A 19870-nucleotide genomic window follows, 5' to 3' on the forward strand; every position below is an offset into this window, starting at 1 on the left:
TTTGCCGCAGGTCAGCGTATCGTGAACATCTTTTCCAGTGTTCAGTATGGTGCCTTGCACGGTAATTATGTCACTGGTTATTAACCAATTTTTCTTGGGGGATAAATGAGCGCGGGAAGCCCAAAATTCACCGTTCGCCGCATTGCGGCTTTGTCACTGGTTTCGCTATGGCTGGCAGGCTGTTCTGACACTTCAAATCCACCGGCACCGGTCAGCTCCGTTAATGGCAATGCGTCTGCAAACACCAATTCTGGTATGTTGATTACGCCGCCGCCGAAAATGGGGACGACGTCTACAGCGCAGCAACCGCAAATTCAGCCGGTACAGCAGCCACAAATTCAATCTGCACAACAACCGCAAATCCAGCCTGTGCAGCCAGTAGCTCAGCAGCCGGTACAGATGGAAAACGGACGCATCGTCTACAACCGTCAGTATGGGAACATTCCGAAAGGCAGTTATAGCGGCAGTACATACACCGTGAAAAAAGGCGACACGCTTTTCTATATCGCCTGGATTACTGGCAACGATTTCCGTGACCTTGCTCAGCGCAACAATATTCAGGCACCATACGCGCTGAATGTAGGTCAGACCTTACAGGTGGGTAATGCTTCCGGTACGCCAATCACTGGTGGAAATGCCATTACCCAGGCCGATGCAGCAGAGCAAGGAGTTGTGATCAAGCCTGCACAAAATTCCACCGTTGCTGTTGCGTCGCAACCGACAATTACGTATTCTGAGTCTTCGGGTGAACAGAGTGCTAACAAAATGTTGCCGAACAACAAGCCAACTGCGACCACGGTCACAGCGCCTGTAACGGTACCAACAGCAAGCACAACCGAGCCGACTGTCAGCAGTACATCAACCAGTACGCCTATCTCCACCTGGCGCTGGCCGACTGAGGGCAAAGTGATCGAAACCTTTGGCGCTTCTGAGGGGGGCAACAAGGGGATTGATATCGCAGGCAGCAAAGGACAGGCAATTATCGCGACCGCAGATGGCCGCGTTGTTTATGCCGGTAACGCGCTGCGCGGCTACGGTAATCTGATTATCATCAAACATAATGATGATTACCTGAGTGCCTACGCCCATAACGACACAATGCTGGTCCGGGAACAACAAGAAGTGAAGGCGGGGCAAAAAATAGCAACCATGGGTAGCACCGGAACCAGTTCAACACGCTTGCATTTTGAAATTCGTTACAAGGGGAAATCCGTAAACCCGCTGCGTTATTTGCCGCAGCGATAAATCGGCGGAACCAGGCTTTTGCTTGAATGTTCCGTCAAGGGATCACGGGTAGGAGCCACCTTATGAGTCAGAATACGCTGAAAGTTCATGATTTAAATGAAGATGCGGAATTTGATGAGAACGGAGTTGAGGTTTTTGACGAAAAGGCCTTAGTAGAAGAGGAACCCAGTGATAACGATTTGGCCGAAGAGGAACTGTTATCGCAAGGGGCCACACAGCGTGTGTTGGACGCGACTCAGCTTTACCTTGGTGAGATTGGTTATTCACCACTGTTAACGGCCGAAGAAGAAGTTTATTTTGCGCGTCGCGCACTGCGAGGAGATGTTGCCTCCCGCCGCCGGATGATCGAGAGTAACTTGCGTCTGGTGGTAAAAATTGCCCGCCGTTATGGCAATCGTGGTCTGGCTTTGCTGGATCTTATCGAAGAGGGCAACCTGGGGCTGATCCGCGCGGTAGAGAAGTTTGACCCGGAACGTGGTTTCCGCTTCTCAACATACGCAACCTGGTGGATTCGCCAGACGATCGAACGGGCGATTATGAACCAAACCCGTACTATTCGTTTGCCGATTCACATCGTAAAGGAGCTGAACGTTTACCTGCGAACCGCACGTGAGTTGTCCCATAAGCTGGACCACGAACCAAGTGCGGAAGAGATCGCAGAGCAGCTGGATAAGCCAGTTGATGACGTCAGCCGTATGCTTCGTCTTAACGAGCGCATTACCTCGGTAGACACCCCGCTGGGTGGAGATTCCGAAAAAGCGTTGCTGGACATCCTGGCCGATGAAAAAGAAAACGGCCCGGAAGATACCACGCAAGATGACGATATGAAACAAAGCATCGTCAAATGGCTGTTCGAACTGAACGCCAAACAGCGTGAAGTGCTGGCACGTCGATTCGGTTTGCTGGGGTACGAAGCGGCAACACTGGAAGATGTAGGTCGTGAAATTGGCCTCACCCGTGAACGTGTTCGCCAGATTCAGGTTGAAGGCCTGCGCCGTTTGCGCGAAATCCTGCAAACGCAGGGGCTGAATATCGAAGCGCTGTTCCGCGAATAAGTAAGCATCTGTCAGAAAGGCCAGTCTCAAGCGAGGCTGGCCTTTTTCTTTTGTCAGCTTAATCTACACGTTGATGGTAACGTCCATCTCTGACGGTAAATTTTTCCCGGCATAGATGACTACTATCGTATTGTCCCGCGTCCATTGGCGTGACACATCGTACAGTCTGATGTAGTCCGTAGTTTTTAATAAACATCACCATATTGCGATTTGGTTTTTTGTGAGTGGTTTCCGTTGTTCTCCAGAGATGGCAGTGAGTTTCGCCTGGTGCAATAAGTTTTACCGGCCATGGCGTTGTGCCACTGCGCCATATTATCCCCGCATCATCAACATCCAATATCGGGCCGAAGAATCCCCAGGGAAGAATTTCATGCAAATTAACGTAACGAAAACAGTCTTCTTTTCCGCAATAGTGATGTGTCACAACCTCATCTGGTGTGCGAAACCAGGTATTTTCATGAAGAAATTCATGGCCAATATTGGCAATTACGGCAATATCGGGTTTGAACCAGAGCTGATCCTTGCCCTGGTCTACTGTTAAGGTGGAAATTACGGGGCGTTCATCAATAAAAGAGAGTAAGCGCGGTATTGATGTCAGGTGTTTTTTTTGCCAACGGTTGATACCCATTTGCTGTGCAGCATGACTGTTTTGCTGCCAATAAAGATAAGACGTTGCTTTTGATTCGCCAGTATAGAAAAACGCATCAGCGGGCAGTGTTGTACGAACAGTTCCTTTGCCTTGAAAACTGACTTCCCGAACAAAAAAATCAAGAAATAACACAGGGCGAGGAAGTTGAATAGGAGTCATTAAATATACCAAACCAATGTCGTAAGGTTGAAAATGATTTCGTTTTTATTCTATTAGTTTGGTAAGTATAAATATGCACCTCAATGTTTACCATGGTTATTCCTGGTGTTGGCTGGAAAAGGTCACAAGTTTGATTAATTACCAGAGCCAGAAGGGATAGTGCCCTTATGGCGTGGGGAACGTCGTCAAGCCCATCCAGGCTTCGTAATCCGGCTCTGTGCTGATAGGTGGGGAATCCTCGGTATTTACTGCGGGAACTTTCACACCATCATCTTGCGCACCAGCTGCATAAACAGCTCCTGCTCTTCTGCACTCAAACGCCCCAAAAATTCCTCATCCACACTGTCGCCAATCGGTATCGCCGCAGCAAGTACCTTTTCTCCTTCGGCAGTCAGCCAGACAAAGCGTCGCCGCTTATCAGCGGTGTCATGTTCACGTCTGACTAAGCCACGATTTTCCATTCTTGCCAACATTTCTGCCAGCGTTGCTTTGGTGCTGACGGCTGCTTCCATCAGTGCCACCTGTTCGATACCAGGTTTATCAGCAATGGCGCGCATCACCGCGTACTGTGGTTTGGTCAGGTCAGGTAACTCGTGCTGCCAGCGGGCCGTATGCTGCTGAAAAAGCTGTCGTAACTGATGGAACGCTTTATTTCGTAACGCCATGTAAACTCCGGGCTAATTCTCTGTCGCTATCATAGCGGTTTTTCAGTGACGAAGAAGATGTTGTTACTTTTCAATCCTTGCCGCTGTGGAAATGAAGGAGTATGTTAATAATAACGTTCGTATACGAACAATTAAGAGAGTAAGCAATGAAACTGATCGTCGGGATGACAGGGGCTACCGGTGCGCCTCTTGGTGTGGCATTACTGCAAGCGCTGCGGGAGATGCCGAATGTCGAGACTCATCTGGTGATGTCGAAGTGGGCGAAAACCACTATTGAACTGGAAACGCCTTACAGCGCTCGCGATGTTGCCGCCCTCGCTGACTTCAGCCATAACCCGGCGGATCAGGCCGCAACCATCTCCTCAGGCTCCTTTCGTACCGACGGCATGATCGTTATTCCATGCAGTATGAAAACGCTCGCCGGTATCCGCGCTGGTTACGCCGATGGTCTCGTAGGGCGCGCGGCGGACGTCGTGCTCAAAGAAGGCCGCAAACTGGTGCTGGTGCCGCGTGAAATGCCGCTTAGCACCATCCATCTCGAAAATATGCTCGCACTTTCGCGCATGGGCGTGGCGATGGTGCCGCCGATGCCTGCCTTTTATAACCATCCCGAAACGGTAGATGACATTGTCCACCACGTGGTAGCCCGCGTGCTGGATCAATTTGGCCTCGAACATCCTCACGCCAGGCGCTGGCAAGGGTTGCCGCAGGCCCGGAATTTTTCTCAGGAGAATGAATAATGGCATTTGATGATTTACGCAGCTTCTTACAGGCGCTTGATGACCACGGCCAGTTACTGAAAATCAGCGAAGAGGTGAACGCGGAACCGGATCTGGCAGCCGCTGCCAACGCCACCGGGCGTATCGGCGACGGCGCGCCCGCGCTGTGGTTTGATAATATTCGCGGCTTTACCGATGCGCGCGTGGCGATGAACACCATCGGCTCCTGGCAGAACCACGCGATTTCCCTCGGGCTGCCACCGAACACACCGGTTAAAAAACAGATTGATGAGTTTATCCGCCGCTGGGATAACTTTCCCATTGCCCCGGAACGCCGCGCCAATCCTGCCTGGGCGCAGAACACCGTCGATGGCGACGAGATCAACCTGTTCGATATTCTGCCACTGTTTCGTTTAAACGATGGCGATGGCGGTTTCTATCTCGACAAAGCGTGCGTGGTTTCCCGCGATCCGCTTGATCCGGATAACTTCGGCAAGCAGAACGTCGGCATCTACCGTATGGAAGTGAAGGGTAAGCGTAAGCTCGGCCTGCAACCGGTGCCGATGCACGATATCGCCCTGCATCTGCATAAAGCGGAAGAACGTGGTGAAGATTTGCCAATTGCCATCACGCTGGGTAACGATCCGATCATCACCCTGATGGGCGCCACCCCGCTGAAATATGATCAATCGGAGTACGAAATGGCGGGCGCGCTACGCGAAAGCCCGTACCCGATCGCCACCGCCCCGCTGACCGGTTTTGATGTGCCGTGGGGCTCGGAGGTGATCCTCGAAGGGGTAATCGAAAGCCGTAAACGCGAGATCGAAGGGCCGTTCGGTGAATTTACCGGCCACTACTCCGGCGGGCGCAACATGACCGTAGTGCGCATCGATAAAGTCTCTTACCGCACCAAACCGATTTTTGAATCGCTCTATCTCGGCATGCCGTGGACCGAAATCGACTACCTGATGGGGCCTGCCACCTGCGTGCCGCTTTACCAGCAGTTGAAAGCCGAGTTCCCGGAAGTGCAGGCGGTGAACGCTATGTACACCCACGGCCTGCTGGCGATTATCTCCACCAAAAAACGCTATGGCGGCTTTGCCCGCGCAGTGGGCCTGCGTGCGATGACCACGCCGCACGGTCTGGGTTATGTGAAGATGGTGATTATGGTCGATGAAGACGTTGACCCATTCAACCTGCCGCAGGTGATGTGGGCGCTCTCGTCGAAAGTGAACCCGGCAGGCGATCTGGTGCAACTGCCAAATATGTCCGTGCTGGAACTCGACCCAGGCTCAAGCCCGGCGGGGATCACCGATAAGCTGATTATCGACGCCACCACGCCTGTCGCCCCGGACAACCGTGGTCACTACAGCCAGCCGGTGGTGGACTTACCGGAAACCAAAGCCTGGGCTGAAAAACTGACCGCTATGCTGGCCGCACGTAAATAAGGAGAACAAGATGATTTGTCCACGTTGTGCCGATGAACAGATTGAAGTGATGGCGAAATCGCCGGTAAAAGATGCCTGGACGGTCTACCAGTGCCAGCATTGCCTCTATACCTGGCGCGATACCGAACCGCTGCGCCGCACCAGCCGCGAACATTATCCCGAAGCGTTCCGCATGACGCAGAAAGATATTGATGACGCGCCGCTGGTGCCGAGCATCCCGCCGCTGCTGGCGGAAGGTAAGCGCTAAATAAAAAAGGGCCGGGTAGAGGCTTTGCTTTACCCGGCCACGTTATTTGATTTTATAAAACGACAGCCGCCCGCTTTCCGGCGATCCGGTATCAATATATACCTGGCTGGCGAACGTCTGGATGTTATCAAACATCATATGACCGAAGATAAAGCAGTCGGCACCGTTTATTTCCTGTAACTCGCCTTTGAGCGATTTCAGTACGCGATCAACAGGCCAGAGTAATTCGCTTTCTGCTATTTCTTTGCCAAACTGATATTCATCACCTGGATAATCCGCATGTGCGATGACATATTTTATTATGTCGTTAGTGATTTCAATAATATGTGGGAGGTGATGAAATTTCAGCAACAGATCTATAGCTTCTTTTTGCTCTGAATCATTTAAATCGAAAAACCAGTTACCACCGCTGGCTAACCACATATTACCATCGCCAGTCGCGAATGCATCAAGCGCCATCGCTTCGTGGTTGCCTTTGACGGAGATAAACCAGGGCTGGTTTAACAGGCGTAGCACGTTAAGACTCTCCGGCCCCCGATCAATGTTATCGCCGACAGAAATAAGCAAGTCAGTTTCGGGACAAAAAGATAATTGGTGGAGGCGGGATTGTAATAATTGATAGTCACCATGAATATCACCAACGGCCCATATATGTCGATAGTTATGAGCATCAATTATTTGATAGCGAGTGGTAGACATTTGCATAGACTCAAATTTATATGAATGTATTATTATACCAAACCAGGGTGTTGAAGTCTCTGGAGTAATAAATTACAAAAGGATGTTTTAAGATGCTGAGATATTTCTATGCTTTCCTGTTAGTTTTCTGTTTTTTTACCTCTAATATACAAGCTGCTTCTATAGAAGAAATAAAACGTTTAGAAAAACTTATAACCGAAGGTGATGTAATTGAGTGTACAGCGAATTTCAGTCAGACGGAGAATAACGAAACATACCAACTTAACCTTTTGGGAATACTGAAAGTTACTTACTCTGGGGAAAGTGAAAAACGCTACCACTCGACACAATATTATCGTTTAAAAGGCTCCAAAATTCCCTTTATCCGTTATGAGATAGATATCATCGCTACTCATGAAAAATCGAAGTTAAAAGAAGAGATTGTGCCTGACAGCGTACAGGTATTTTACCCTTCAGCACCAGAGCAAGAAGCGATATTAGCAGAAGCTGTACGGAAAACCGCACCAATGTCTATTGATTATGACGATATCACCTTTACGACATTTCCTGATTATCAGGTGAAAGTGAAATCCCCCTCTATGCCAGAAGCGATGACTCAGTATTGCCGGGTGCAAACGAAAAAGTAGTGAATAAACCCGACGGCATTGTGCCGTCGGGCATGTCAGGTTTACACCAAACTCTTTAAGCGATAAATCCATTCCAGCGCCTGACGTGGGGTCAGTGAATCCGGGTCGAGATTTTCCAGTGCTTCGACCGCTGGCGAGGTTTCTTCCGGTACTGACAGCAAAGACATTTGCGTACCATCCACTTGCGTAGCGGCGGCGTTCGGCGAAATGCTTTCCAGCTCACGCAGTTTTTGCCGTGCGCGCTTAATCACCTCTTTTGGCACGCCCGCCAGAGCAGCAACCGCCAGACCGTAGCTTTTGCTCGCTGCACCGTCCTGAACGCTGTGCATAAAAGCGATCGTGTCGCCGTGCTCCAGTGCATCGAGATGCACGTTGGCGACGCCTTCCATTTTCTCCGGTAACTGGGTCAGCTCGAAATAGTGGGTAGCAAACAACGTCAACGCTTTAATCTTATTCGCCAGATTTTCAGCGCACGCCCATGCCAGCGACAGACCATCGTAAGTGGACGTTCCGCGCCCAATCTCATCCATCAACACCAGGCTGTACTCCGTGGCGTTATGCAGAATATTGGCGGTTTCGGTCATCTCCACCATAAAGGTTGAACGCCCGGATGCCAGATCGTCAGCCGCGCCCACACGGGTAAAGATACGGTCAATCGGGCCAATCTCGACTTTTTGCGCCGGTACGTAGCTGCCGATATAGGCCATCAGCGCAATCAGTGCGGTCTGGCGCATATAGGTACTTTTACCGCCCATGTTCGGACCGGTGATGATCAACATGCGACGCTGCGGCGACAGGTTCAGCGGGTTAGCGATAAACGGCTCATTCAGTACCTGTTCAACCACCGGATGGCGACCTTCGGTAATGCGAATGCCCGGTTTATCAATGAAGGTCGGGCAGGTGTAGTTCAGGGTATAGGCCCGTTCCGCCAGGTTTACCAGTACGTCGAGTTCTGCCAGTGCGCTCGCGCTCTGTTGCAACGCTTCCAGATGCGGCAACAACAGGTCGAACAACTCTTCATAAAGCTGTTTTTCCAGTGCCAGCGCTTTACCTTTCGAGGTGAGTACTTTGTCTTCATACTCTTTTAGCTCTGGAATAATGTAGCGTTCGGCGTTTTTCAGCGTCTGGCGACGCATATAGTTGATGGGTGCCAGATGGCTTTGTCCACGGCTAATCTGAATGTAATAACCATGCACCGCGTTAAAGCCGACTTTCAGCGTGTCCAGGCCGGTACGTTCACGCTCGCGAACTTCCAGACGCTCCAAATAATCTGTCGCGCCGTCAGCCAGCGCTCGCCACTCATCCAGCTCTTCGTTATAGCCTGATGCGATAACACCACCGTCGCGTACCAGCACCGGCGGTGTGTCGATGATTGCTCGCTCCAGCAGATCGCGCAGCTCTGCAAACTCGCCCATTTTCTCACGCAGCGCCTGTACCGGTGCACTAGCGACATTTTCTAACTGCGCACGCAGCTCCGGCAGTTGCTGGAAAGCGTGACGCATACGGGCCAGATCGCGTGGGCGGGCAGTCCGTAAAGCCAGACGTGCCAGAATACGTTCCAGGTCGCCGACCTGACGCAGTACCGGCTGCAGCTCAGCGGTGAAATCCTGCAATGCGCCAATAGTTTGCTGGCGCTCAAGCAACACGCGGGTATCGCGCACTGGCATATGCAGCCAGCGTTTCAGCATTCGACTCCCCATCGGCGTTACAGTGCAATCGAGCACGGAAGCCAGCGTGTTTTCCGCACCGCCCGCCAGGTTCTGGGTAATTTCCAGGTTACGACGCGTCGCGGCATCCATAATGATGCTGTCCTGCTCACGTTCCATAGTGATAGAACGAATATGCGGCAGAGTCGTACGTTGAGTATCTTTCGCATACTGCAACAGACAACCGGCGGCACAAAGTCCGCGCGGCGCGTTCTCGACGCCAAAACCGACCAGATCGCGAGTGCCAAATTGTAGATTCAACTGCTGGCGCGCGGTGTCGATTTCAAACTCCCACAGCGGACGACGACGCAAGCCGCGACGACCTTCAATTAACGACATTTCAGCAAAATCTTCTGCATACAGCAGTTCCGCCGGATTAGTGCGTTGCAGTTCTGCCGCCATCGTTTCGCGGTCAGCCGGTTCGCTCAGGCGAAAACGACCAGAACTGATATCCAGCGTCGCATAGCCGAATCCTTTGCTGTCCTGCCAGATAGCCGCCAGCAGGTTGTCCTGACGCTCCTGCAACAGCGCTTCATCGCTGATGGTGCCCGGCGTAACGATACGCACAACTTTGCGCTCAACCGGACCTTTGCTGGTCGCCGGATCGCCAATTTGTTCGCAGATGGCAACGGACTCGCCCTGATTCACCAGTTTGGCGAGGTAGTTTTCCACCGCATGGTAGGGAATCCCCGCCATCGGGATCGGCTCGCCCGCTGAAGCGCCGCGTTTGGTCAGTGAAATATCCAGCAGTTGTGACGCACGTTTTGCGTCGTCATAAAACAGTTCGTAAAAGTCACCCATCCGGTAGAACAGCAGGATCTCGGGATGCTGGGCTTTCAGCTTGAGATACTGCTGCATCATTGGCGTGTGGGCGTCAAAATTTTCTATTGCACTCATGGGGTTATGTCCAGCTCCCTGATATTAAATGGGGTGTGATGGTTTTTATTTTCGTTGTAATCACATAAGGCGCACATGATACCGGAGTTAATCATTTCAGGGGAAGAAGCGAACGGCGAGTTCTTGATGTTGGTTCCGGGAAAGATGCTGTTTTGCAGCTTTTGCGTGATGCTTATGAAACAAGTACGCAAAATTGTGTCGGTTGGATAATCCTTCTTCTTTAGAGTCATAGTGCCCTTTAAGACTAAGTTGTAATATAAATGCATCTTAATGAGGTGGAGGCAGCATGTCCGGCAAGCGTATCTCTCGTGAAAAATTGACGATTAAAAAAATGATCGATCTTTATCAAGCGAAATGCCCGCAGGCGTCAGCGGAGCCGGCGCATTACGAGGCATTGTTTGCTTATGCGCAAAAACGGCTGGATAAATGTGTGTTCGGCGAAGACAAACCCGCCTGTAAGCAGTGTCCGGTGCACTGTTACCAGTCTGCAAAGCGTGAAGAGATGAAACAGATTATGCGTTGGGCCGGGCCGCGCATGCTGTGGCGTCATCCGATCCTAACCGTACGCCATCTCATTGATGACAAGCGTCCGGTGCCGGAGTTGCCAGAAAAATATCGCCCGAAAAAACCTCGTGAATAGTATACCGGACAGGCAGATCTGTCCGGTACCTCATGCAGTTAAACCAATGCCGATTTATCAATCCCCAGTCGTTTCATCCGTGATAGCAGTGTGGTGCGTTTTAGCCCCAGACGTTGGGCCGCGCCTTTCGGCCCCGCTACCACACCGTTTGTCTCTTTCAACACCCGGACAATAAGCTGATATTCGTCTTCCCCTTCCTGGGCGACTTCTTTCTCAACAGGAGGCTGTACTTGCGTCGCTGGGGCAATATCGGGTAACGAAAGTTGCAGCACGTTACCGCGTGTCAGTAACACCGCACGTTCAATCACGTTCTCCAGTTCCCGCACATTGCCAGGCCATTCCATATCACACAAGGCGCGAAGGGTTTCGGCAGGAATACTGTCGATATTACGCCCCATACGGCGGGCAATTTTATGAGTGAACGCTTTAACCAACAACGGGATATCTTCTGGCCGCTCACGCAATGGCGGTAAATGGATCGGGAACACGTTCAGACGGTAGTAAAGATCGCTACGGAATTCACGATCCGCGACCATTTTTTGTAGATCGCGGTTGGTTGCGGCGATCAATCGCACATCTGTCTGAATGATCTTATTACTGCCAAGCCGTTCAAACTCTTGTTCCTGCAGCACGCGAAGCAACTTCGGTTGCAATTCCAGTGGCATATCGCCCACTTCATCAAGGAACAGCGAGCTTTTATCCGCCAGTTCGAAACGGCCAATACGCTGTGTGCTGGCACCGGTAAAAGCTCCACGTTCGTGGCCAAACAGGTCGCTTTCCAGCAGTCCGGCTGGCATTGCGGCGCAGTTCATCTTTACCATCCGCCGACTATTACGTCCGCTCAGATTGTGAATCGCTCTGGCAATCAGTTCCTTACCAGTACCAGTTTCACCAAGAATTAATACGGTACTGTCACTTTGCGCCACCATCTCGACCTGTTTCATCACCCGATACATGGCATCGCTGCGCCCGATGATTTCACCAAAATCACTCTCGACGTTATTCAGTTGTTCGGTCAGGGCGAGGTTCTCATCGACAAGACGCTCTTTCAAACGATGAATTTCCTGGTAGGCAAGGGCATTATCGACGGCGATAGCCACACGTTCGGCAATCTGGCGCAGTAGATTCAGGTTAGCGGTGGTGAAGACTTTCTCTTCGCACTGTGCCAGTTTCAATACGCCGAGCATGGTATTACCCGACTTCAATGGCAGCAGGCATAACGTTTGAATTTGATTCCCCCAGGTTTCAAACAGCATCCGTTCATAAGGTGCCAGCGAATCACGCTCGTGGAGGTTAATCAGCAGCATCTCTTTGCTTTTAAAGACCCGTTCGGTCAGGGTTCCGGCTTCATCCACTTCACTCTGTTCGTGGGCAGGATGATGTTTATCGAGATAGTGCGTGGAATAGATATTGAGCTTATGTTTGCGATGACTACGCAGAACAATGCTGATGTCATCGATATTGAAATAATGGTGGATCTCTTTGGCAACTTCACTCACCAGTTCGTCCATATCCAGTCGTGATAACACCGCATTGGTTATCGCCACCAGGATGCGGAAATTATCCCGCTCACGACAAAGCAGGTCATAGTCGATATTGTTACTCACCCGGCTTTGAATTTGCTCGGCAACCACTGAGACAATTTGGGTAAAGGTTTGCAGGCGTGAAAACTCTTTTTCGCTCCACGGACGATCATCAACACGGGTAAATTCACAGCCACCAAAAATCCGCCCTTCAGCGGCGAGTGGTAATAAGCAGTAGTGTCCAAATTGTGGGTAAAGTGTACCGGCGGCCAGTTGCGGCCAGGTTTCACTAAATTCTGCATAGTTACAGTGCAGGGTATCCGGGCGCGATAAAATCCGCCTAATCGGCCCGTGAGCCAGTACGGTTTCATCTTCGTAAGCAATCGGACCGCTACTGCTACGCGTCGTATAGTACGACGCACGTTGCGTCTGCGCTTGCCACAACACGATGGCGGCGTTGTCGGCCAGCGCAGACTGCTTTACCAGTTGCGAAAGAGCCTCGCTCAGTGAGGCCAAATCGGGCTGCTGTAATAACGTACGAGTGATATCGAACAGCCCTTGTTGTCCGAGATCGCTCATTGGTGTATACGACATTTTGCTATCCAGGAATGCACCGCAACCTGCGGTGCTAAAAGAAAATTACTACAAGAAAAGAGTAGATCGAGAATGATGATAATGCCGCTTAATATCCCCAGATGCGTTGTATTAGGGGAGCGGCAATATCACTATCAACGATCTTAATTAGCATATACGCGGAAGCGGTTCGGCGTGTGGTAAATCGAGGGTTCGTTTCACGCCATACAGACCGGCAAGACGAACACCTTTACGTTCCACCACTTCACCAATCAGCGCTGCGTCTTTCCCCAGTGGATGGGAATGTAACGCCGCCAGCACTTGCTCTGCTGCGTTGCGTTCAACGGCGATCACCAGTTTGCCTTCGTTGGCAAAGTTAAGGGCGTCCAGCCCCAGCAGTTCGCAAACGCCGCGCACGGCAGGTTTAACCGGCAGTGCCGCTTCTGAAATTTCAATACCACAGCCACAGGCTGCCGCGAACTCATGAACTACCGCGTTCACTCCACCACGGGTGGCGTCACGCAGTGCCTTCACACCGGGAATATCACGCAGCGTCTGGATGAGCGGCGTCAGCACCGCGCAGTCGCTGACCAGTTCGCCATCCAGCCCCAGTTGCTCGCGCAGATTAAGAATAGTTGCTCCGTGGTCGCCGAGAGTTCCACTCACCAGCAGAACATCGCCTGCGGTTAGCGTCTGTGCGCCCCAGTGAATATTCGCTGGGATCGCGCCCATGCCAGCGGTGTTGATAAACAGTTTATCTGCCGCGCCGCGTTGCACAACTTTAGTGTCGCCAGTAACGATGGCAATGCCTGCCGCGCGGGCGGTTTCTGCCATGCTGGTCACCACGGCTTTTAGCGTCTCCATCGGCAATCCCTCTTCGAGAATAAAGCCACAAGAGAGATAGCGCGGAATAGCGCCACTGACCGCAACGTCATTCGCGGTGCCACAAATCGCCAGCTTGCCGATATTGCCACCAGGAAAGAACAGCGGGTCGATGACGTAGCTGTCGGTGGAGAACGCCAGACGGTCGCCTTCCGCCACCAGTTGCGCCAGATCAAGACGTGCCTGATCTTCCTGCTCTGCCAGCCACGGGTTGGCAAAGGCTTCCATAAACAGGCTGTTGATTAATTGCTGCATCGCCTGGCCGCCGCTACCGTGGGCGAGTTGGATATTATTCACGCTTCACTCTCCTGCTGACGATACTGATACCACGCGGCGCACGCTCCTTCGGAGGAAACCATCAGCGCACCAAACGCGGTTTGAGGATTACAGGTGTTACCAAACAGCGGGCATTGATGCGGCTTACATTTGCCCGTCAAGACTTCGCCACAACGCGCGCGCGGGTCATCGCAAACCTGCTGCGGTGCCGGGCGGAAATGCGCTTCGGCGTCAAATCGTTGATAGTCTGGCGTCAGGTGTACACCAGAAGATTCAATCACGCCTAAGCCACGCCATTCGCTGTCGCCGTTGACGCAGAAGACATCCGCAATCGCCTGTTGCGCCAGCAGGTTACCGGCATCCGGCACCACGCGCCGATACTGATTTTCTACCTTGCTGTGGGCCGCTATTTTCTGCTCCACCAGCATGACCACGCCTTGTAGTAGATCAAGCGGTTCGAATCCAGCAACCACCAGAGGACGATGAAAATCACTGGCGATAAAATTATAGGCGTCGGTGCCGATAACCATACTGACGTGACCCGGCGCGAGGAACGCATCGATACCGTTATCCGGCTGTTCCAGCAAACTGCGTAGCGTTGGGATCAGCGTAATATGCTGGCAGAAAAAGTAAAAATTTTGCACATCGCGGGCTTTCGCCTGTTGCAGAGTGATGGCCGTCGTCGGCATGGTGGTTTCAAACCCTAAGCCGAAGAACACCACTTTACGAGTTGGATTCTCCTGCGCCAGTTTCAACGCATCCATTGGCGAGTAAACGATGCGAACATCGGCACCGCGCGCTTTTGCCTGTAACAGCGACCCCTGTTTCCCTGGTACGCGCATGGCGTCGCCAAAGGTACAGAAGATGACTTCCGGATGGCTGGCAATCTCCACGCAGGTGTCGATTCTTCCCATCGGCAGTACACATACCGGGCAACCCGGACCGTGGATAAACTCAACGTTTTCCGGCAGTAACTGGTCGAGGCCGAATTTAAAAATGGCGTGGGTATGACCGCCGCACACTTCCATAATCCGCAGAGGGCGTTCAGCGGTGTAAGAGAGATGTGAAGCACGTTCGCGTAGATGCTCAATTAACTGCATCACCTGTTCCGGCGCGCGATATTCATCAACAAAACGCATTATTTTTCCTCGCCATACAACAGCGCGCCGACATCCGGCTCAACGTCAAACATGTTTTGTAAGGCGTCGAGGGTGTCGCGCGCTTCGGCTTCATTAATTACGCTCATGGCAAAGCCAACGTGAACCAGTACCCACTGGCCCACGCGTGGCTGACCGTTTTCATCGCAGCTGCCGACTAACGTTAGGTCGACGTCGCGTTGAATACCGCAGACGTCGACTTTCGCCTGGTTGCCGTCAATGGTGCGGATCTGGCCGGGAACGCCTATGCACATCGCTGTGTCTCCAGCCAGTTCAGCCACTGGTCCATCCCTTCGCCGCTGGTGGCGGAAATAAGGATGATTTCAATTTCTGGATTGACTTCGCGGGCGCAGGCGATGCACTTCTCAACGTCGAAATTGAGATACGGCAGCAGGTCAACTTTGTTGAGCAGCATCAGCGAGGCGGCGGCAAACATATGTGGATATTTCAGCGGTTTGTCTTCACCTTCGGTAACGGAAAGCACCGCCACTTTGTGTTTTTCACCGAGATCGAAGCTCGCCGGACATACGAGGTTGCCAACGTTTTCGATAAACAGAATACCGTTATCGTCCAGTGGCAGGCGCGGCGCGGCGTCGGCAATCATCTGTGCGTCAAGATGGCAGCCTTTACCGGTATTCACCTGAATCGCTGGTGTGCCGGTAGCGCGAATGCGCGCGGCATCGTTCACGGTTTGCTGGTCACCTTCAATAACTGCGCACGGAACGCTGTCTTTCAGGCGCATTAAGGTTTCCGTCAGCAGGGTGGTTTTACCGGAACCAGGGCTGGAAACCAGGTTGAGCACCAGTTGCTTACGGGCAGCAAAGCGCGCGCGGTTGCGTTCAGCCAGACGGTTGTTTTTGTCCAGCACGTCAATTTCGACTTCCAGCATCCGGCGCTGGCTCATACCCGGCGCGTGAGTGCCCGCTTCGCCATGACCGTAATGCAGGTCGCCTTCTTCAGTCTGGCTGGGGGTAAATTCAGGCGCTTTAATGCCGGTGATTTTCATCTTCGGGCGTGCCGCCGGGGCAAATGGCGCGCTACGAAACGCGGAATGAGGGTTATGTTCATCACCCTCGATATACAGGTTGCCTTCACCGCAACCGCATGTTGTACACATCGCTCACTCCTGGTCTATTTCTATCCGCCGAATCTGTAAACCGTCGTCTGCCACAATTTGTAGCATGTCGCCATGACACTGTGGACAGCGCCGGACGCGCTGAGTCAGTAGCGTCACATACTGTTGGCATGTTTCACACCAGCATTCGGCCTCTTGTTCTTCGAGGTGCAGTTTACAACCTTCCGCCACGCTGCCGCGGCAAACCAGATCAAAACAAAAGGCAAGAGAGCTGGTTTCGACACAAGAAAATGCGCCAATTTTGAGCCAGACCCCAGTTACGCGTTTTGCGCCGTGTTTTGCGGCCTGCTGTTCGATCAATTCCAGTGCCCGTTGGCAGAGGGTTATTTCGTGCATATCGCCTCCCATTAACTATTGCCAGCTACAAGCAATAATTGTGCCAGTGTTGATTATCCCTAAAGTGAATAATGTCGATGATGTCGAAATGACACGTCGACACGGCGACGAAATTCATCTTTAGCTTAAAAATTGCTTTAATAACAATAAATTAAAAGTTGGCACAGAAAATGCTTAAAGCTGGCATCTCTGTTAAACGGGTAACCTGACAATGACTATTTGGGAAATAAGCGAGAAAGCCGATTACATCGCACAGCGGCATCGTCGCCTACAGGACCAGTGGCATCTCTACTGCAATTCGCTGGTTCAGGGGATCACGTTATCGAAAGCGCGCCTGCATCACGCCATGAGCTGTGCGCCAGACAAAGAACTCTGTTTCGTCCTTTTTGAACATTTTCGCATTTACGTCACCCTGGCGGATGGCTTTAACAGCCACACCATCGAGTATTACGTCGAAACGAAAGAGGGTGAAGAAAAACAGCGGATTGCGCAGGCTCAGTTAAGCATTGACGGAATGATAGATGGCAAGGTCAACATCCGCGATCGCGAACAGGTGCTGGAACACTATCTCGAAAAAATTGCTGGTGTTTACGACAGCTTATACACCGCCATTGAAAACAATGTACCGGTGAATTTAAGCCAACTGGTAAAGGGACAAAGCCCGGCGGCATGAGCTGAGGCTTTGCCCGTTTTGCAGGCGTTACGCCTGTTTGGGGATGGGCGTGTCGATGAGTGTCGAAAATGACATTTCATCGGCATGTTTTCGTCAAAAATGACAATCACCTGAGGAATGCCTGGTGAATCGTTTTGTAATTGCTGACTCCACGCTCTGTATCGGCTGCCACACCTGTGAGGCCGCCTGTTCAGAGACGCATCGCCAGCACGGCCTGCAATCAATGCCGCGCCTGCGAGTGATGCTAAATGAAAAAGAATCTGCGCCGCAGCTCTGTCACCACTGTGAAGATGCACCCTGTGCGGTGGTCTGCCCGGTTAACGCTATCACCCGCGTTGATGGGGCAGTGCAGCTGAATGAAAGCCTGTGCGTAAGCTGCAAACTGTGCGGCATCGCCTGCCCGTTTGGCGCAATCGAATTTTCCGGCAGCCGTCCGCTGGATATTCCGGCAAACGCCAATACCCCGAAAGCACCACCGGCACCGCCTGCTCCGGCGCGTGTCAGCACGTTGCTTGACTGGGTGCCGGGTATTCGCGCGATCGCCGTCAAATGTGACCTCTGTAGCTTTGATGAACAAGGTCCGGCCTGCGTGCGGATGTGCCCAACCAAAGCCCTGCATCTGGTGGATAACACCGATATCGCCCGCGTCAGCAAGCGTAAGCGTGAGCTGACCTTTAACACGGACTTTGGCGATCTCACCTTGTTTCAGCAGGCTCAAAGTGGAGAGGCTAAATGAGCGCAATTTCCCTGATCAATAGCGGCGTGGCGTGGTTTGTTGCTGCTGCTGTTCTGGCATTTCTCTTTTCTTTTCAAAAGGCGTTAAGCGGCTGGATTGCCGGAATTGGCGGCGCGGTGGGTAGCCTGTATACGGCAGCCGCAGGCTTCACTGTGCTGACTGGCGCGGTTGGCGTGAGCGGCGCGTTGTCGCTGGTAAGCTACAATGTGCAAATCTCTCCGCTTAATGCGATTTGGCTGATAACCCTCGGCCTGTGCGGTCTGTTTGTCAGCCTTTACAACATTGACTGGCATCGCCATGCGCAGGTGAAATGCAACGGTTTGCAAATCAATATGTTGATGGCTGCTGCCGTCTGTGCCGTCATTGCCAGCAATCTGGGCATGTTCGTAGTAATGGCAGAAATCATGGCCCTGTGTGCGGTGTTCCTCACCAGCAACAGCAAAGAGGGCAAACTGTGGTTTGCGCTGGGGCGTCTTGGCACTTTGCTGCTGGCGATTGCTTGCTGGCTGCTGTGGCAACGTTACGGCACGCTGGATCTGCGCCTGCTGGATATGCGCATGCAACAGCTGCCGCTTGGTTCCGATATCTGGCTGCTCGGTGTGATTGGTTTTGGCCTGCTGGCCGGGATTATCCCGCTGCACGGCTGGGTGCCACAGGCTCATGCTAACGCCTCTGCGCCAGCTGCCGCGCTGTTTTCCACGGTGGTGATGAAAATTGGCCTGCTGGGTATTTTAACCCTGTCTCTGCTGGGCGGTAATGCGCCGCTGTGGTGGGGAATTGCACTTCTGGTACTCGGCATGATCACCGCGTTCGTCGGCGGTCTGTATGCGCTGATGGAGCACAACATTCAGCGTTTGCTGGCTTACCACACTCTGGAAAATATCGGCATCATCCTGCTGGGGCTGGGCGCTGGCGTAACGGGTATCGCGCTTGAACAACCGGCGCTGATTGCCCTTGGCCTGGTCGGTGGTCTGTACCATCTGCTTAACCATAGCCTGTTCAAGAGCGTACTGTTCCTCGGGGCTGGGAGCGTCTGGTTCCGTACCGGTCATCGCGATATCGAAAAACTCGGTGGTATTGGCAAGAAAATGCCGGTTATCTCCATCGCCATGTTAGTCGGGCTGATGGCAATGGCTGCGCTGCCACCGCTGAACGGTTTTGCCGGGGAATGGGTTATCTATCAATCCTTCTTCAAACTGAGCAATAGTGGCGCGTTTGTTGCCCGTCTTCTCGGGCCGCTGCTCGCCGTGGGGCTGGCAATTACCGGTGCACTGGCAGTGATGTGTATGGCGAAAGTTTATGGCGTTACTTTCCTTGGCGCGCCGCGTACCAAAGAAGCCGAAAACGCCACCTGTGCGCCGCTCCTGATGAGCGTAAGCGTAGTGGCACTGGCGATTTGCTGCGTGATTGGCGGTGTTGCTGCGCCGTGGCTGCTGCCGATGTTGTCTGCTGCCGTACCTCTGCCGCTGGAGCCTGCTAATACAACCGTTTCTCAACCAATGATCACGTTGCTGCTGATTGCCTGCCCGCTGCTGCCATTCATCATTATGGCGATTTGCAAAGGCGATCGTTTGCCGTCGCGTTCCCGCGGCGCGGCCTGGGTGTGCGGCTACGACCATGAAAAATCAATGGTGATTACCGCTCACGGTTTTGCCATGCCGGTGAAACAGGCATTTGCGCCAGTGCTGAAACTGCGCAAATGGCTGAATCCGGTGTCGCTGGTACCAGGCTGGCAGTGCGAGGGGAGTGCGTTGCTGTTCCGCCGGATGGCGCTGGTTGAACTGGCGGTGCTGGTGGTGATTATTGTTTCACGAGGAGCCTGAG

The 19870-nt window shown here is 52.5% G+C and carries 21 protein-coding genes; 11 read left to right on the forward strand and 10 right to left on the reverse strand.

Annotated elements, in window-relative coordinates; all coding sequences use genetic code 11:
- Window positions 1-150: 150 nt before the first annotated feature.
- Window positions 151-1245 carry a murein hydrolase activator NlpD gene (gene nlpD / locus AACU19_RS19605; RefSeq protein WP_339379749.1) on the forward strand — a complete coding sequence of 365 codons (1095 nt, stop codon included), beginning with the start codon at window positions 151-153 and terminating at the stop codon, window positions 1243-1245.
- 62 nt (window positions 1246-1307) lie between these two features.
- Entirely contained in the window at window positions 1308-2300 is a 993-nt protein-coding gene (rpoS, locus tag AACU19_RS19610) for an RNA polymerase sigma factor RpoS (RefSeq protein ID WP_000081550.1), read from the forward strand.
- A gap of 58 nt (window positions 2301-2358) precedes the next feature.
- Here the strand turns inward: rpoS and AACU19_RS19615 are convergent, their stop codons facing one another.
- Window positions 2359-3108, reverse strand: a complete 750-nt coding sequence (locus tag AACU19_RS19615) for a hypothetical protein (RefSeq protein ID WP_157945111.1) — start codon at window positions 3106-3108, stop codon at window positions 2359-2361.
- A 260-nt stretch (window positions 3109-3368) separates the two neighbouring features.
- Window positions 3369-3773: a MarR family winged helix-turn-helix transcriptional regulator gene (locus AACU19_RS19620; RefSeq protein WP_105278412.1), complete on the reverse strand. Its 405-nt coding sequence runs from the start codon at window positions 3771-3773 to the stop codon at window positions 3369-3371.
- 146 nt (window positions 3774-3919) lie between these two features.
- On the opposite strand from AACU19_RS19620, the gene AACU19_RS19625 reads away from it, so the two are divergent.
- The 3 genes from AACU19_RS19625 to AACU19_RS19635 are packed head-to-tail and all read left to right on the forward strand — an operon-like array spanning window position 3920 to window position 6187.
- The gene (locus AACU19_RS19625; RefSeq protein ID WP_000767723.1) at window positions 3920-4513 is read left to right on the forward strand and encodes a non-oxidative hydroxyarylic acid decarboxylases subunit B; all 594 of its coding nucleotides are present in this window, start codon (window positions 3920-3922) and stop codon (window positions 4511-4513) included.
- Window positions 4513-5940, forward strand: a complete 1428-nt coding sequence (locus AACU19_RS19630) for a non-oxidative hydroxyarylic acid decarboxylases subunit C (protein ID WP_088542241.1) — start codon at window positions 4513-4515, stop codon at window positions 5938-5940. The genes AACU19_RS19625 and AACU19_RS19630 overlap by 1 nt, the downstream gene beginning before the upstream one ends.
- 10 nt (window positions 5941-5950) lie before the next feature.
- On the forward strand, window positions 5951-6187 hold the full coding sequence (locus AACU19_RS19635; RefSeq protein ID WP_105278413.1) for a non-oxidative hydroxyarylic acid decarboxylases subunit D: 237 nt from the start codon (window positions 5951-5953) through the stop codon (window positions 6185-6187).
- Window positions 6188-6229: 42 nt separating this feature from the next.
- On the opposite strand, the gene pphB is transcribed toward AACU19_RS19635, so the two are convergent.
- Window positions 6230-6886, reverse strand: a complete 657-nt coding sequence (pphB, locus tag AACU19_RS19640; RefSeq protein WP_105278438.1) for a protein-serine/threonine phosphatase — start codon at window positions 6884-6886, stop codon at window positions 6230-6232.
- 92 nt (window positions 6887-6978) lie between these two features.
- Between pphB and AACU19_RS19645 the strand changes: the two genes are divergently transcribed.
- Window positions 6979-7512 (forward strand): hypothetical protein, encoded by a 534-nt coding sequence (locus tag AACU19_RS19645; protein ID WP_105278414.1) that lies wholly within the window; start codon window positions 6979-6981, stop codon window positions 7510-7512.
- Window positions 7513-7553: 41 nt separating this feature from the next.
- On the opposite strand, the gene mutS is transcribed toward AACU19_RS19645, so the two are convergent.
- Complete coding sequence (gene mutS, locus AACU19_RS19650; protein WP_105267251.1) at window positions 7554-10115, reverse strand: DNA mismatch repair protein MutS; 2562 nt, start codon at window positions 10113-10115, stop codon at window positions 7554-7556.
- 75 nt (window positions 10116-10190) lie between these two features.
- Between mutS and AACU19_RS19655 the strand changes: the two genes are divergently transcribed.
- Together AACU19_RS19655 and AACU19_RS19660 are read left to right on the forward strand one after the other, a co-directional pair.
- The gene (locus AACU19_RS19655) at window positions 10191-10325 is read left to right on the forward strand and encodes a hypothetical protein (protein ID WP_000611932.1); all 135 of its coding nucleotides are present in this window, start codon (window positions 10191-10193) and stop codon (window positions 10323-10325) included.
- 76 nt (window positions 10326-10401) lie between these two features.
- A complete protein-coding gene (locus AACU19_RS19660) occupies window positions 10402-10755 on the forward strand; it encodes a nitrous oxide-stimulated promoter family protein (RefSeq protein ID WP_105272169.1) in 354 nt (117 codons plus the stop codon).
- A 38-nt stretch (window positions 10756-10793) separates the two neighbouring features.
- On the opposite strand, the gene flhA is transcribed toward AACU19_RS19660, so the two are convergent.
- The 6 genes from flhA to hypA all read right to left on the reverse strand — a co-directional run bounded on the left by flhA (window position 10794) and on the right by hypA (window position 16637).
- A complete protein-coding gene (gene flhA / locus AACU19_RS19665; protein WP_105278415.1) occupies window positions 10794-12872 on the reverse strand; it encodes a formate hydrogenlyase transcriptional activator FlhA in 2079 nt (692 codons plus the stop codon).
- A 147-nt stretch (window positions 12873-13019) separates the two neighbouring features.
- Window positions 13020-14030 carry a hydrogenase maturation carbamoyl dehydratase HypE gene (gene hypE / locus AACU19_RS19670; RefSeq protein ID WP_001059912.1) on the reverse strand — a complete coding sequence of 337 codons (1011 nt, stop codon included), beginning with the start codon at window positions 14028-14030 and terminating at the stop codon, window positions 13020-13022.
- Window positions 14027-15148: a hydrogenase formation protein HypD gene (gene hypD, locus AACU19_RS19675; protein ID WP_001212982.1), complete on the reverse strand. Its 1122-nt coding sequence runs from the start codon at window positions 15146-15148 to the stop codon at window positions 14027-14029. Before hypD ends, hypE begins: the two co-directional genes overlap by 4 nt.
- A complete protein-coding gene (gene hypC / locus AACU19_RS19680; protein WP_000334881.1) occupies window positions 15148-15420 on the reverse strand; it encodes a hydrogenase 3 maturation protein HypC in 273 nt (90 codons plus the stop codon). Before hypC ends, hypD begins: the two co-directional genes overlap by 1 nt.
- Window positions 15411-16283: a hydrogenase nickel incorporation protein HypB gene (hypB, locus tag AACU19_RS19685; protein ID WP_000337665.1), complete on the reverse strand. Its 873-nt coding sequence runs from the start codon at window positions 16281-16283 to the stop codon at window positions 15411-15413. The genes hypC and hypB overlap by 10 nt, the downstream gene beginning before the upstream one ends.
- Window positions 16284-16286: 3 nt before the next feature.
- Window positions 16287-16637: a hydrogenase maturation nickel metallochaperone HypA gene (gene hypA / locus AACU19_RS19690; RefSeq protein WP_001299100.1), complete on the reverse strand. Its 351-nt coding sequence runs from the start codon at window positions 16635-16637 to the stop codon at window positions 16287-16289.
- Window positions 16638-16848: 211 nt separating this feature from the next.
- Between hypA and hycA the strand changes: the two genes are divergently transcribed.
- From hycA to hycC, 3 genes are all read left to right on the forward strand, one after another.
- A complete protein-coding gene (gene hycA / locus AACU19_RS19695) occupies window positions 16849-17310 on the forward strand; it encodes a formate hydrogenlyase regulator HycA (RefSeq protein ID WP_000158081.1) in 462 nt (153 codons plus the stop codon).
- Window positions 17311-17434: 124 nt separating this feature from the next.
- Window positions 17435-18046: a formate hydrogenlyase subunit HycB gene (hycB, locus tag AACU19_RS19700; protein WP_001079186.1), complete on the forward strand. Its 612-nt coding sequence runs from the start codon at window positions 17435-17437 to the stop codon at window positions 18044-18046.
- Window positions 18043-19869 carry a formate hydrogenlyase subunit 3 gene (gene hycC / locus AACU19_RS19705; RefSeq protein WP_001274427.1) on the forward strand — a complete coding sequence of 609 codons (1827 nt, stop codon included), beginning with the start codon at window positions 18043-18045 and terminating at the stop codon, window positions 19867-19869. The genes hycB and hycC overlap by 4 nt, the downstream gene beginning before the upstream one ends.
- Window position 19870: the final 1 nt, after the last annotated feature.

The organism is Escherichia sp. MOD1-EC4550, from assembly GCF_963876935.1.
GTDB classification, from domain to species: Bacteria; Pseudomonadota; Gammaproteobacteria; order Enterobacterales; family Enterobacteriaceae; genus Escherichia; species Escherichia coli_F.